General features: G+C 70.1%; 11 protein-coding genes. 7 read left to right on the forward strand and 4 right to left on the reverse strand.

Annotation, left to right across the window (positions count from 1 at the left end; all coding sequences use genetic code 11):
* Window positions 1-86 precede the first annotated feature (86 nt).
* The 5 genes from WMF19_RS05130 (at window position 87) to WMF19_RS05150 (ending at window position 5,474) form a co-directional block, all read left to right on the forward strand.
* A complete protein-coding gene (locus tag WMF19_RS05130; RefSeq protein WP_373372267.1) occupies window positions 87-1,064 on the forward strand; it encodes a YegS/Rv2252/BmrU family lipid kinase in 978 nt (325 codons plus the stop codon).
* 60 nt (window positions 1,065-1,124) lie between these two features.
* Window positions 1,125-1,334 carry a hypothetical protein gene (locus WMF19_RS05135; protein ID WP_437898039.1) on the forward strand — a complete coding sequence of 70 codons (210 nt, stop codon included), beginning with the start codon at window positions 1,125-1,127 and terminating at the stop codon, window positions 1,332-1,334.
* 61 nt (window positions 1,335-1,395) lie between these two features.
* Window positions 1,396-2,043 carry a hypothetical protein gene (locus WMF19_RS05140; protein ID WP_437898040.1) on the forward strand — a complete coding sequence of 216 codons (648 nt, stop codon included), beginning with the start codon at window positions 1,396-1,398 and terminating at the stop codon, window positions 2,041-2,043.
* 164 nt (window positions 2,044-2,207) lie between these two features.
* The gene (locus WMF19_RS05145; protein ID WP_437898041.1) at window positions 2,208-3,371 is read left to right on the forward strand and encodes a formimidoylglutamate deiminase; all 1,164 of its coding nucleotides are present in this window, start codon (window positions 2,208-2,210) and stop codon (window positions 3,369-3,371) included.
* Between the two features lie 144 nt (window positions 3,372-3,515).
* Complete coding sequence (locus tag WMF19_RS05150; RefSeq protein ID WP_437898042.1) at window positions 3,516-5,474, forward strand: sensor histidine kinase; 1,959 nt, start codon at window positions 3,516-3,518, stop codon at window positions 5,472-5,474.
* 45 nt (window positions 5,475-5,519) lie between these two features.
* Here the strand turns inward: WMF19_RS05150 and WMF19_RS05155 are convergent, their stop codons facing one another.
* The 3 genes from WMF19_RS05155 to WMF19_RS05165 all read right to left on the reverse strand — a co-directional run bounded on the left by WMF19_RS05155 (window position 5,520) and on the right by WMF19_RS05165 (window position 8,845).
* Complete coding sequence (locus tag WMF19_RS05155; protein ID WP_437898043.1) at window positions 5,520-6,350, reverse strand: hypothetical protein; 831 nt, start codon at window positions 6,348-6,350, stop codon at window positions 5,520-5,522.
* A complete protein-coding gene (locus WMF19_RS05160) occupies window positions 6,347-7,939 on the reverse strand; it encodes a DUF5924 family protein (RefSeq protein ID WP_437898044.1) in 1,593 nt (530 codons plus the stop codon). Before WMF19_RS05160 ends, WMF19_RS05155 begins: the two co-directional genes overlap by 4 nt.
* A gap of 309 nt (window positions 7,940-8,248) precedes the next feature.
* Entirely contained in the window at window positions 8,249-8,845 is a 597-nt protein-coding gene (locus WMF19_RS05165) for a glycoside hydrolase family 11 protein (protein ID WP_272100330.1), read from the reverse strand.
* Between WMF19_RS05165 and WMF19_RS05170 the strand changes: the two genes are divergently transcribed.
* Window positions 8,835-9,326: a hypothetical protein gene (locus WMF19_RS05170; RefSeq protein WP_437898045.1), complete on the forward strand. Its 492-nt coding sequence runs from the start codon at window positions 8,835-8,837 to the stop codon at window positions 9,324-9,326. The genes WMF19_RS05165 and WMF19_RS05170 overlap by 11 nt on opposite strands.
* Before the next feature lie 414 nt (window positions 9,327-9,740).
* Complete coding sequence (locus WMF19_RS05175; protein ID WP_437898046.1) at window positions 9,741-11,354, forward strand: glycoside hydrolase family 30 protein; 1,614 nt, start codon at window positions 9,741-9,743, stop codon at window positions 11,352-11,354.
* A gap of 327 nt (window positions 11,355-11,681) precedes the next feature.
* Here the strand turns inward: WMF19_RS05175 and WMF19_RS05180 are convergent, their stop codons facing one another.
* Window positions 11,682-12,893, reverse strand: a complete 1,212-nt coding sequence (locus WMF19_RS05180; RefSeq protein ID WP_437898047.1) for an alpha/beta hydrolase — start codon at window positions 12,891-12,893, stop codon at window positions 11,682-11,684.
* Between the last annotated feature and the right edge of the window lie 53 nt (window positions 12,894-12,946).

Genomic DNA, 12,946 nt, shown 5'->3' on the forward strand with positions numbered 1-12,946 from the left:
GATAGCCGCTCGCGCTGGCGCCGCTCGCGGCCACCCTGCCGATTTTTCTTGGGGTTTCAACCGGTTCGGCGTTCTACGATGCCGCGATGACCGAGCGGAGAGCGGCGCTGATCGTCAACCCTGCTGCGGGCCATGCGGGTGATGTGGTCGAGTCGCTGCCTGCCCGGCTCCAGCGCGAGCTCACGCTGAGCGTCTACGAGACGAGCGCGGACCGCTCTGCCGCCGCCTGCGCCGATGCAGCGCGCCGCGAAGGCGCTTCGCTGGTGATCGCGGCGGGCGGCGACGGGACGATCTCCAGCGTGGCGTCCGCGCTCCTCGGGACCGATGCGTGCCTGGGCATCCTGCCGCTCGGAACGGCGAACTCGATCGCGCACTCCCTGGGAATCCCCGACGACCTGGAGGGCGCGATCGAGGTGCTCGTCCACGGCGAGCCGACGCGCATCGACGCCGCCCGCGCCAATGGGAAGACCATGATCCTGCTCTCGGCGGTCGGGCTGCACGCCGACACGGTCGGCGAGACCCCGCAGGACGAGAAGCAGCGCTGGGGTGTGCTCGCGTACATCCGCACGGGGCTCAAGAAGCTGATGAGCCTCGAGCCGTTCGCGGTCGAGATCGAGACGGAGGACCAGCGGATCCACTGCCGTGCGGTCGCGGTGACCGTCGCGAACATGGCGCCTCCGCGCACGGTGCTGGCGCAGGGGCCGCCCGTCCTGTCCCCCGACGACGGGCGGCTCGACCTCACCATCGTGTCGGCCACGACGCTGGTCGAGGCGGTCGCGACCGGGCTGCACCTCCTGAGGACCGCGATCGACGGCGAGCCGGCCGAGCGCGACAACGTCGGTTTCCTCGCCGCCCGGCGGGTCAGCATCACCACCGAGCCGCCCCAGAACGTGCTCATCGACGGCGAGGAGTCCGGGACGACTCCGCTCGTGGTGGAGTGCCTCCCGCGCGCCCTGATGGTCATGGCGCCCCGCCGCGAGGAGGCGCGTGAAGCTCCGCCGGCGGCGGACGTCGAGGTGAAGCTCGCGGGCTTGCCCGAGCTCGAGGTCGAGCCGAAGCGGTGAGGCGCGCTCGGGCCACGAAGGCCCGGGGAAGGTCCAGATGGCCGGGGCCGGATCGTGGTCGTGGTCGTTTACGTTTACGTTTACGTGGTCGTTTACGTGGTCGTGGTCGTTCACGTGGTCGTGGCCGTGGTCGTTCACGGCCTATCGTTGACGACCACGACCACGACCACGACCACGACCACGACCACGACCACGTTCTGGGGTTGCGGCGGCGCCGCGAGCAGCATCGTGACGGACTCGTCAGGGAGGAATCGAAGCCGCCCGGCGTAAGGAAACGTGGTTCTGCCGCGGCAGGGCTCGATTCTTGACCTTTCATCGGGAGTGCAGAGGAATGCGAACGACGTTCTGGGCTGGGGTGGTGGGGGCGTGCTTGGCTTGCGGCCTCTCGGGGCTGGGCTGCGGGGGAGACGACGACGGGGCGACGCCGAGCGGCTCGACGGGCTCGACGGGTTCGACGGAGGGCGGGGGCTCCGGGGCTGAATCCTGCTCCGGACTCGACACGTCGGCGCTCGTCAGCGAGCTCTCGCCAGCGGAGGTCGAGCAGGCGTGCAAGGGGTATCGCCGCTGCAGCGCCGAGGAGGTGACCGTCGAGTACGTGTGCCTCATGCAGGGCGTGCTCGGCGCGGCGTACGGGGACGATCCCGGGACCAACGACGCCGAGCTGCAGGCGAAGTGCTCCGAGCTGGTCGAGGGGTGCATGGCCGACCCGAGCCAGGCAGAGCAGCTGATCGAGCAGGCCCTCGTGGAGGTCGAAGCAGAGCCCTGCGGCCAGCCGAGGCAGTGCACGGCCACCATCGCGGAGATCGACGCCTGCGCCGCCGAGATGCGAGCGTACACGCGCGGTGTGCTCCCCGCGTGCAGCGCGCTCACCATGGCTTTCTACGAGCAAACCGACAGGGGCGACACGCTGCTCGACGGGGCTTGCGGCAAGCTCGGCGTTGGCTGCTTCCAGCTCTTCACGACGCCGAACGACGGGTGATCGGAGGCGGACGCGGCCCGCCTCGGGCCGCCTGCTCCCCGCTCCGGCACCGAACTCCGCGCTGGCTCGCGGCCAAGCGCCGGCCGCGCTGCCGACCGCGCCTTTCCCCGGCCATCCCGGCGTGATAGACGGGATGGACGGGACCGACGGGAGCGACGTGCGGCATGAGGCTGACCGAGCGAGCCATCGAGCTGCCGGCGCTCGCGAGCGCCCACTCCCATGCTTTCCAGCGCGGGATGCGCGGTGAAGCGCAGCGGCCGGGGCCGTCGGGGGCGGACGACTTCTGGTCGTGGCGCAGCGCCATGTACGCGCTCGCCGAGTCGCTCACGCCGGAGTCCATTCATGCGATCTCGAAGGTGGCCTATCGCGAGCTCCGCGCCGCGGGCGTGCGCACGGTGGGCGAGTTTCATTACGTGCACCACCAGCCCGGCGGCGCGCCCTACGCGGATCGCACGGTCCTCGCGGACGCGGTGATCGAGGCCGCGCGCGAGGAGGGCCTCCGGATCGCGCTCCTCCGGGTCGTTTACTCGCGCGCGGGCGCGGGCAGGGCGCCCGAGGGGGCGCAGCGGCGCTTCTCGGACGCCTCGCTCGACGCGGCCCTCGCGGACGTCGAGGCGCTCCGGGCGCGCTACGCGGGCCGCGAGGACGTGCGCGTCGGCGTGGCGCCCCACAGCGTGCGCGCCGTGCCCCCGGCGTGGCTCGGCGAGATCGCGCGGTACGCCGCGGAGCGCGGGCTCATGGTGCACATGCACGTCGCCGAGCAGCCGGCCGAGATCGAGGCGTGCCTCGCCGAGACGGGCCGGCGGCCGGTGGAGCTCCTCGCCGAGCGCGGGGTCCTCGGCGAGCGCTTCGTTGCGGTGCACGCGACGCACCTCGCGCCGCACGAGCCGGCGCTGCTCGGCGCGGCGAGGGCGTTCGCGTGCCTGTGCCCGACGACCGAGCGCGACCTCGGCGATGGATTGCCCGACGTGGGCGCGCTGCGCGCGGCGGGCGTCCGGCTGTGCGTCGGGATCGACAGCCACGTGATCACCGATCCGTTCGAGGACATGCGCGGCGTCGAGCTGGGCGAGCGGCTGCGGACGGGCCGGCGCGTGACGCTGCGGGGCGAGGGCGGGGCGACGCCGGCCGAGGCGCTCTGGGAGATCGGCTCGCAGCGGGGGGCGGAGGCGTGCGGGTTCGCGGATCCCGGCGGCAGCATCTCCGTGCGCCGGGACGCGCCGGCGCTCGCGCTGGTGCGGGAGGAGCGGCTGCTCGACGCGGTGGTGTACAGCGGGAGCCCCTCGATGGTGGAGGGGAGCCCCGCGCCCTCGGGCCCGCCTGCGCATTGATGGATCGACACGATGCGCCGGCGCGCCTCGGCGCCGGGGGATCGAGGCGGGTCCGGGCCGAGCGGGCGAGCGTGAAGCGCGCTCACACGTGGTGTGTGGCGTGGTTTGTGAGGAGCCGTTCCCTGCGTCTCGCCTGCGTCATGCATGGGAAACGAACGGCGAAGCAAGGAATGGCTCGACTGGATGCCCCTCGCGGCGCTGCTGCCGATCGGCGTCGTCTTGCTCCTGAGCCTCCACGAGATCCAGGACGTCCATCGCAGGAACATCGCGGCGACGCTGCAGGCGGTGCTCTCGACGACCCGCGAAGGGCTCTTGACGTGGGCGCGGCAGGCGAAGGGCGCCGCGGGGTTCTGGGCGAACGAGCCGAGGGTGCGGCGCGCGATCGCCGCTCAGGTCGAGCTGCGCCGCAGCGATGGCTCGCTCCGCGATAGCCCGTACCTCCAGGAGCTGCGGCTGGAGCTGGAGAACGTCGTCGAGCGGGAGCAGTTCCTCGGCTTCGACGTCATCGCGCTGGATGGCACCCACATCGCCTCGGATCGCGATGAGCTCCTCGCCACCAAGACGCTGAGCGCCCACGATCCGGACACCATCGCCGCGGCCCTGCGCGGCTCGACCGTCATGGGTACCCCTTTCGCCATGCGGTCTCCCGTCCTCGGCAGGGTCACCCCCGTCCTCGTCATCGCGGCGCCGGTGCGCTCCATCGCCGGGGAAGGGGAGATCATCGCGGCGCTCGCCTTCCGCATCGATCCAGGGAAGGAGCTGACGCAGATCGCCCATCGCGGACAGGTCGGCGCGGCAGGGGAGACCTACGCGTTCGACAGGCACGGCCGTGTCGTCACGGAGCTCAGGTTCGCCCAGAACCTCCGCGACATGGGCCTCCTCGCGGCCGGCGAGCGCACGAGCCTCAACGTGGAGATACGCGATCCCGGGGGCGAGGTGCCGGACGGCTCCGCGCGCCCCTTGCCTCGCATGGAGCAGCCGCTCACGCGCATGGCAACGAGCGCCGTCGCGGGGATCGCCGGGGTCGACGTCGAGGGATACCGCGATTACCGCGGCGTCGAGGTCGTCGGCTCGTGGCTGTGGGATCACGAGCTCGACCTGGGCCTGGCGACCGAGATCGACAAATCCAGCGCTTATGGCGTGTATGTCGTGACGCGCCGTGTGGTCCTCACCGCCTGGGGCGTGATGGTGTTCGCCACGCTCGTCCTGACGATCCTGCTGCAGCGGCGCGCCAAGGACCTGGCCACCGGCGTGCGGCGCGAGCAGGCGCTGCGCGCGGAGCTCGAGGATCGTGTCCGTCGCCTGGAGTGCGCCGAGGCGGAGCTGAAAGAGGCCATCCGCGTCCGCGAGGAGTTCCTGCGGTTCGCCTCGCACGAGCTGCGCACGCCGCTGACGAGCCTGCGGCTCCTGTACGAGCACATGCTGCGATCGCGATCGCAGCCGCTCATGGTGACGCTGGGCCCGAAGGACATCAGCCGCTTCTTGAAGGTGTCGTCGCGAGAGCTCGCCCGGATCACGCAGGTCATCAACAACATGTTCGTCGTCGCGAGCTTCGCGACCGGCCCGCCGGCGCTGAACCTGGCGAGGACGGAGCTCAACGAGATCGCGCGCAGGACCGCCCGGCAGGTGGCAGAGCAGCTCGAGGCCGACGGGTGTTCCCTGGAGCTCCAGCTCGACCGATCCGTGTTTGGCTACTGGGACGACGCGCGCATCGAGCAGGTCATCACGAACCTGCTGTCGAACGCGTCACGGCACGGCGCTGGACAGCCGATCACGCTGTCGGTCGTCCGGCAGGCCGGCTTCGCGGTGATCTCCGTGCACGATCGCGGCGTCGGCATCACGCCGGAGCAGCGGGACAGGCTCTTCGAGCCGTTCCGGTGGACACCGGAGGCGCACAGCGGGCTCGGCGTCGGCCTCTACGTCTGCAGGTTGATCGTGTGGGCGCACGGCGGGGAGATCGTGGTCGACAGCGAGCCTGGCCAGGGCACGACGTTCCGTGTCCGGCTGCCGCTGCCTCCGGAGATCGAGGGAGGCGACTCCGCCATGGTGCCCGAGAGCGAGCGGAAGGCGGCGGAGGAGCGGAGCAACGGAGGGACGGAGTAACGAAGTAACGAGTAACGAGTAACGGAGTCGGGAAGCAGCGGGCGCTCATCGCATCGCGCCCGCGATGAGCTGCGCCGCCCTCAGGACGAGCGCCACGACCGCCCCGACGTTCCACGCGCGCGCGAGCCACCACTGCACCTCGGCGCCGTTGATCCACGGCGGCACCCACGCCGGCGGCGCCAGCAGATCGGCGACGGTGAGAACCCGCTCTCGCTCCTGCGCCGCGCGGTAGCCGCCCTCGCCCCCGCGGACGTGCTCCTCCGCCCGCACGAGGGCGAAGAGCCGCGCGCCGCGGCCCTCGGGGAGCAGCGCCGCGGCTGCGCGCAGCGCCTCCGGGGTCGCGGGCAGCTCGACAGCTCGGCCGCGCTGCGTGAGGCGGAGCGCGCCGTCCCCCGCGCGCTCGACCCGCCCGCGGACCCAGCCCTCGGAGCGCTCGCCGCCCAGCACCGACGAGAGCGGCGCGAGCTCGGGATCCGGCCCCAGCCGGGGCGCGCGCTGCCCGCGGAAGACGCGCGCGGCGAGGAGCCAGAGGGCGATCGGGAGCGCCGACAGGAACGGATTCAGATCGAGCAGGCTGGCCACGCCCGCCACCCCGTCGAGCACCGGCAGGGCGAGCACGCCCGCGCCGGCGAACGCGCCCACGGCGATCGTCGCGCCGAAGCCGCCGACGACGCCGAGGGCGACATTGCCGATCGCGACGACGCCGACGGCGACGTTGCCGATCGCGATGAAGCCGCGCGCGACGTTGCCGATCGCGATGAAGCCCGTGACGACGTTGCCGAACACGAGGAACCCGTTCGCGATGTTGCCGGCGTCGACCCAGCGCGCCCGCTCTGCGGCGCTCGCGCCACCTTCGTCCCGGAGCGGCCAGCTCATTCCGTCACCTCGAACGCGGTGCGGCCGACGAGCTGGCCGTCCTCGGTCTCGACATCCACCGTCCAGTGTCCTGCCAGGCGGCGCGGCAGGCTCCCGCCCACGAGCTGCGACTTCAGCCGCACCGCGCCCTCCGGGCCGGGCACGCGCAGCGTCTCCTCCGGCGCGCGGAGGACCTCGCGCCCCTCGCGCCGCCATACGTGGAGGAGGCGATCGCCGTCGCCGCCCGGCACCACCACGTCGGTCACCGCGCGGAGCTCGCGGATCACGGAAAAATGAAGCGACTTCACGGACATGGCGAGCCGCCCGTCCGGGAGCACCGAGGGGCCCACGGCCGCGGAGGACAGGTGCATCGGGACGGGAGGGATGAGCTCGCGCGTCCCGTAGGCGAGCCCCACCCCGGCGGCCATCGCGACGACGAGGAACACGACGCCCATCCGGCTCCAGAGCGCCCCGAACGGCAGGTGCAGCGTGCAGAAGCCGAGCACGGACACGAGGGCGGCGGAGAGCAGCGTGTACAGCGTGCGGGTGTCGGGGAGGAGCGCGGGGATGACGAGGTTCAGGCACGCGAACAGCGTCACCCCGTAGAACACCGAGGCGAGGGTCTTCCAGCGCATGAGCACGCGGTCGAAGACGAGATCGAGCGTCGAGAGCACGGCGCAGGCGGCGAGGAGGAGGACGAACCACCGGTTCGGCGCGTCCAGGCTGGCGCTCTTCCAGTAGAACGGGAGGAGGAAGAAGAGCATGCCCTGATAGAGGTTCTTCAGGACATAGGTCATCACGAGGAAGCGCAGCCGGGCGCCGCGCCACGCCGTCGCGAAGTCCTGGCGGGCGCCGGTGCCGAAGAGCCGGAAGAAGAGGAGCACGAGCAGCCAGGCGACGCTGACCGTGACCGCGAGGAAGCGGGCGTGCTGGAACCCCTTCTGCGCGAAGGTCACCACGAAGGCGCCGAGGCTGAGCGCATACGCGGTGTGCAGCCACCAGAGCTTCTTGTGATGGCGCTTGAGGAAGGCGCGGGCGGACGACCTGAGGTCCCCGGGCTTGTCCTCGTCCTCGGCATTCAGGTCGACGTAGGACGCCTTGGGCTCTGCCTTGACGGTCGGCGCGTTGTCCTCGTCCGTCGCCGTGCCGCGCGCTGGCCGCTCGGGCATCTTGAGCGTGCGGTCGTCGTGCTCCCCGCCCGGGGTGCTGGCTCTGGGCGGCATGCGCAGGGTGACCTCGTCCCCGGCCTGGGCGCCGGCCCTGGAGGGCATGCGCAGGGTGGCCTCGTCCCCGGCCTGGGCGCCGGCCCTGGAGGGTATGCGCAAGGTGACCTCGTCGATAGCGCCTCGGTCGCGGTCTCCGGGCGCAGCGGCGCCGCCGGCCGCGGTGGGCTGGGCCTGCTTGGCTGCGGCGGGCGGGGCAGGTTCTGGCGCGCGATCGGGCTCGTCGCCCGGCATGTACATGATCGTGGGCGCCTCCCCGAACGCCTCGGGGACGCGCGTCTTGTGGACCCGCGTGGTGGCGCTGGAAGGCGGCGACGGCAGCGATGGCGCGTTCGCGTGGGCCCCGGGGGCCGGGGCGTCAGGGGAGCGCGGCGCGTGCTGTTTCATGTCCGGGCCGCAGCGTACCCGACGGGCGGTCCACCTTCGAGCGCCGCACGGGTTCCGCCCGCCAGAAATCCGGACTTTCGCTCCCGTCGGGCGAACGTTCGTGCACGTGCCGCCCGTTCGCCCGTTCGCCCGTTCCACCGATCGCGCCGCCGCCCGCCGCGAGCCGCCTGACACCGCGCCCTGCCAACCGAGGTTCCGGGAAAGCGCCGTTCACTCGTCCTGGGCTCCGATGAGCCGGAGCCCCCTCAGCGCGTGAACGCCTATGTTTTCTCGCGGTTGGCCGGAACGACGATGCTCAAGGCCCAGCGCTCATTCCATCGAGAACTTCACGTTGGCCTTCCCGCTGCTTTGATATCCTTCCACGGTCATCGAGACCTCGTACAAGCTCCCCATGCTCATCCCCGCCTTCTGCCATGCGTCGAAGTGGTTGGCGACGGTGATGGTTCCGCTCGTGCGTTTCTGCGTGCGAACGCTCCAGAACTGATAGAACGTCTTGTTGCCTTCGATGGAAGGCTGGTTGACACGCTGGGTCCGATAGATGTCATAGGTGCCTCCGTCGCTGTTGACGGTGCCCATCTTTCCTTCTCCGCCCGGCGGACGCCAGTTGCCCCAGCTGTCGACGATGTAATACTCGACGAGCGGGTTTTTCGTCCACCCATAGATGGTCAGGTAGGAATTCCCGTTCGGCTGGTAGTCGGCATCGTAGGTGACGACCAGGTCCTTGGTTCCGGGCCTGATGCCTTTACGACCCAACAGGTTGTTGATGTTGCTCCAGTCTACGCTGAAGCCCTCATTCGTGTTGACCAGGCAGCCGCTTCCGTTGTCCTTCCAGTACTCGTAGGTGTACCCGCAGTGCTGGCCGGTTTTGTTGTCGCAGATCTTCGCGTCGCCTTCCGTGCACGCCACAGGCGTGCTGCCGGTTCCGGTCGAGGCCGTGGTGCTCGCGGTGGAGCTGCTCGTGGTGGAGCTACTCGTGGTGGAGCTGCTCGTGGTGGAGCTGCTCGTCGTCGTGCTGCCAGAGCCCCCGACCCCGTCCGAGCCCCCGGTCCCGCTCGTGGCCGACCCGCTCGTGGCCGACCCGCTCGTGGCCGACCCGCTCGTGGTGGTGCTGCCCGTGGTCCCGCTCGTCGTCGACCCGCCCGGGCCCCCCGTGCTGCCGGTGGTGGCGGTGGTGCCGGTGGTGCCGGTGCTGCCCGCGGTCACGCCGCCCGTCCCAGACGAGCTGCCACCCGCTCCGGTCTCTGCAGAGGAGTCGTCGTCCGGCCCCGCGCAGCCCACGGCAACCAAACCCACGATGATAGTAAAATGTTTTAACAAAGTTAAATTCACGGCTCCTCCTTGGCGAAGTGATTCAATTCCCTGCAGCCGATCTCGTGATCATGGCTAGCACCAGGGCTCGGTGGCGACAACGGCCCATAGAGCCCTTCCTGCCGCTGGTCCAAGGCTCGACCCGGCCGAGCCGCGGACGAGGTCGCGCAACCGCCCCCCGGTACGGTGGGGCTGCGAACAGCTGCCGTGGCAGGCGCTTCACCCCGTCGCCCTGGATCCCTGGCGCGCTGGATACCTGACGCGCCGAGCCTTGTGAAACAGCGCAAGAGAACTACATGAGGGCGGGAAGACGGGGGCGGCTCGGGTCCCATCTTCCACGCTCCGCGCCGTCATGCTCTCATGTTGCCGCTCTCGGGAAGACGCTGCCTGTTCGGCGCCATGTCCGGCCGGACAGATCATCGACCACCTGGGAGAGCTGTTGAGACCTCTCACCGTGGAGCGACCGGGAGGCGCCCGAGCTCGGAAACGGCCCATGATGACCAGGACGTCGAGAACCTCGTCCCTCCTCGCGATCGCCTTGGTCCTCGTATCGGGCTGCGGCCATGACTCGGCAGCTCCCTCGGGCGAGGCCGGGTCGCACGGAGGAAGCGGCGGCGCGCCCTCGACCGGAGCAGGAGGAGAGGGGGGCTCGGGAGGGGCGCTGGCGGGCTCCGGCGGGGCAGGGGCGGTGAGCGCGGCTTCGACCAGCGGCGGCTCGTCGGGCGCGAGCGGGGGCGCGCCGAGCGAGCCACGCCCCACGGTGACCGCCGCTCCGGGCACGGAGCTCGTCACGGTCGACACGAGCGTGGCGCACCAATCCTTCGAGGGCTGGGGCACGAGCCTGTGCTGGTGGGCCGATCACGTGGGCGGATGGCAGGAAGCCAAGCGCAACGCCGTGGTCGAGGCGGTCGTCGATCCGGTGAATGGGCTCGGCTATAACGTGTTCCGCTACAACATCGGCGGCGGGGAGAACCCGTCCCACGACCACATGAAGGAGCACCGCGAGATGCCGGGGTTCCAGAGCGCCGACGGGACCTTCACGTGGGCGAACGACGCCAGGCAGCGCGCCGTCCTCCTGCGCATCGCGGAGCGCGGAGCGGATCTGATCTTCGAGGCGTTCTCCAACTCTCCCCCTTACTGGATGACGAACAGCGGTTGCGCCTCGGGCAGCAGCAACGGCAAAGACAACCTCAAAGCGGACCATTACGACGACTTCGCCCACTACCTCACGGAGGTCGTCCGTCACTACAGGGACGAGTACGGGATCACCTTTCGCACGCTGGAGCCGCTGAACGAGCCCTTCGCCGATTGGTGGAAATCGAACGGCTCCCAGGAGGGCTGCCACTTCGACCGGGCGAGTCAGGAGAAGATCATCCAGGAGGTGGCCAGGCAGCTGACCAGCAAGGGCCTCGGCGAGACGGTGGTCAGCGCGTCGGACGAGAACAGCATGGATGACGCCGTCCGGAACATCGGCGCCTTCGGCGCGGAGACGAACGCGGCGTTCCAGCAGCTCAACGTCCACTCGTACGCCGGCAGCCAGCGCGACCAGCTCCGGCAGCTCGCGACCAGGCTGGGCAAGCGGCTGTGGCAATCGGAGTCGGGGCCGCTCGGGCAGAACATCAGCGACGACACGGACGCGGCGCTGTTCATGGCCGAGCGCATCATCAAGGATCTGCGCGAGCTGAAGCCGGAGGCCTGGGTGGACTGGCAGTCGGGCGATCCGTCGCGCAGCTGGGCGAGCTTCACGCTGAACGACAGCGAGCAGTCCTACGCGCCCCTCAAGCGCTTTTACATGCATGCCGGCTTCAGCCGCTACATCCGGCCCGGCGCGCGCTTCGTCGACGTCGATAGCGAGGACATGGTGGCCGCGGTCAGCGCCGACGGGAGCGCTCTCTCGCTCGTGGTCCGCAACGGGGATCGCAACGCGAGCCGCGGCTACACGCTCGATCTCACCCGGCTCCCCGCGGTCGGCCCCGCCGCGGAAGTGCACCGCACCTCGCGCACGGAGGACCTCGATCGGCTCCCCGACATGGCGATCGAAGACTATCGCCTGGTGGTCACGGTCCCGGCCTTTTCCATCACCACCTTCGTCATCCCGATGCCCTGATCCTCGCCTGGAGCGACATCCAGGATCGAGCGTCGGAGCACCCGCTTTACGCGTCTGTGCATCGGCGCGTTGTGCGGGACGGTCGACGACTCCGCCCCGATCCCGGTCGACGAGCTCCCTGTCACCCCCGAGGTGCCCGATCCGCTCACGATGGTCGAAGGAGCAACGTCAGCACGGCGGAGCAGTGGCGGGCTCGCCGCAAGGAGATGATGCAGATCCTGGAGGACTACACGTATGGGCGCATGCCGCCGCCGGGCAACGTGACGGCCGTGCCAGGTAGCTGAGGCTGCCGGTCTGAACCGTTACCCAGGCCGCCGGTCCGTACCGTCAATCGACCGGATATCCTCGCCACATCCAGCGCAGCGTGTCGGGGAGCGTCTGCTTGATCACTCTCCCGTCGCAGTGGCTGGCGCCCTTCGCGTAGACGAAGCGGTAATGATACCCCTTCTCCTTGAGGATCGCCGCCACGCGCTGGTTCGCCATCAGCCAGTTGTGGTGGCTGGCTTCATCCCTGGTGCTGCCGAGGTCGTTCTCGCCGACCTGCAGGAAGACGCGCAACGGCTTGGGCGGGCTCTCCCGGATGAGCCCCTCCGTGTACTCCCAGGCGCCGTCGGGATACTCGGCCTCGCTGGGCGCGATGGGGTTCTGCTGGTCGACGAACGTGCCGGAGTAGGTGACGATCTTGCGGTAGGTGTCGTGGCCGAACCAGCCCATGGTGAGCGCCGCCGCCCCGCCCGAGCTGCATCCGTACGTGGCGCGGCCGTCCGGGTTGCTCGTGAACTTCAGGTTGGGGTACGCGGCGTGGACGGCTCGGTCGTTCTTGACCGCCTCGAGGAGCTCCGTATCGACGAACCTCTGATAGGCGTCCGACATGGTATCGTATTCGAGCCCCCGCTCGCTGCCGTACGAGTCGCCCCCTCCGCTCGCGGCGAAGATGGCGATGACGCTCGGGAAACGGCTGTTCGGGTCCGCGACGAAGTTGTTGATCGTGTTGATGATCTCGTTCCTGTCGCGCGCGTCCTGGACGACCATGAACGGCGCCTCCGCGCCGTCGACGTACGTCGCGGGGATCGCGACCTCCACGCGGCGGTTGAAATCCCCCTTGGCGTTGTCGTTCAACGTCGAATCGTGGCCGGTGAAGATCTCGCTCTCCCGGGACGACAGGGAAAACGCGAACGTCCGCCCCTGGGGAACGCCGTCGATCCTCTTGATCTCCGGGGCGTCCTGGTAGTTGGGCCCGATCTCGAAATCGCCGTCGCCTTCGGTGCCGACCGGATCGACCGTCCCGCCCTGTCCTCCCCCGCCGCTCGGGTTCGGGTCGTCTGTGCCGCCCGCGCCCGAGGTGCTGCCGCTGCTGCTCGAAGAGCTGCTGCTGCTGCTCGAAGAACTGCTGCTGCTGCTGCTCGAAGAGCTGCTGCTGCTGCTGCTTCCGTTTCCTCCGCTGCCGCCCGAGCCGTCGGCGGCGTCTTTGTCGGACCCGCAAGCAGCGATTGAAAGCGCGACAAGGAGCGAGATACTGCATGGGATCGAGCGGGTCATGGATCCTCCTGGGATTGGATTGCGTTGCACGCCATCGGCGTGTGCGGCACCGA

It is taken from the genome of Sorangium sp. So ce124 (assembly GCF_051525235.1).
GTDB classification, from domain to species: Bacteria; Myxococcota_A; Polyangia; order Polyangiales; family Polyangiaceae; genus Sorangium; species Sorangium atrum.

Excerpts from the sequence above, each read along its gene's own strand:
- WMF19_RS05130 (WP_373372267.1), top strand. The coding sequence starts at position 87 with ATGACCGAGCGGAGAGCGGCGCTGATCGTCAACCCTGCTGCGGGCCAT.
- WMF19_RS05140 (WP_437898040.1), top strand. The coding sequence starts at position 1,396 with ATGCGAACGACGTTCTGGGCTGGGGTGGTGGGGGCGTGCTTGGCTTGC.
- WMF19_RS05145 (WP_437898041.1), top strand. The coding sequence starts at position 2,208 with ATGAGGCTGACCGAGCGAGCCATCGAGCTGCCGGCGCTCGCGAGCGCC.
- WMF19_RS05150 (WP_437898042.1), top strand. The coding sequence starts at position 3,516 with ATGGGAAACGAACGGCGAAGCAAGGAATGGCTCGACTGGATGCCCCTC.
- WMF19_RS05155 (WP_437898043.1), bottom strand. The coding sequence starts at position 6,350 with ATGAGCTGGCCGCTCCGGGACGAAGGTGGCGCGAGCGCCGCAGAGCGG.
- WMF19_RS05160 (WP_437898044.1), bottom strand. The coding sequence starts at position 7,939 with ATGAAACAGCACGCGCCGCGCTCCCCTGACGCCCCGGCCCCCGGGGCC.
- WMF19_RS05175 (WP_437898046.1), top strand. The coding sequence starts at position 9,741 with ATGATGACCAGGACGTCGAGAACCTCGTCCCTCCTCGCGATCGCCTTG.
- WMF19_RS05180 (WP_437898047.1), bottom strand. The coding sequence starts at position 12,893 with ATGACCCGCTCGATCCCATGCAGTATCTCGCTCCTTGTCGCGCTTTCA.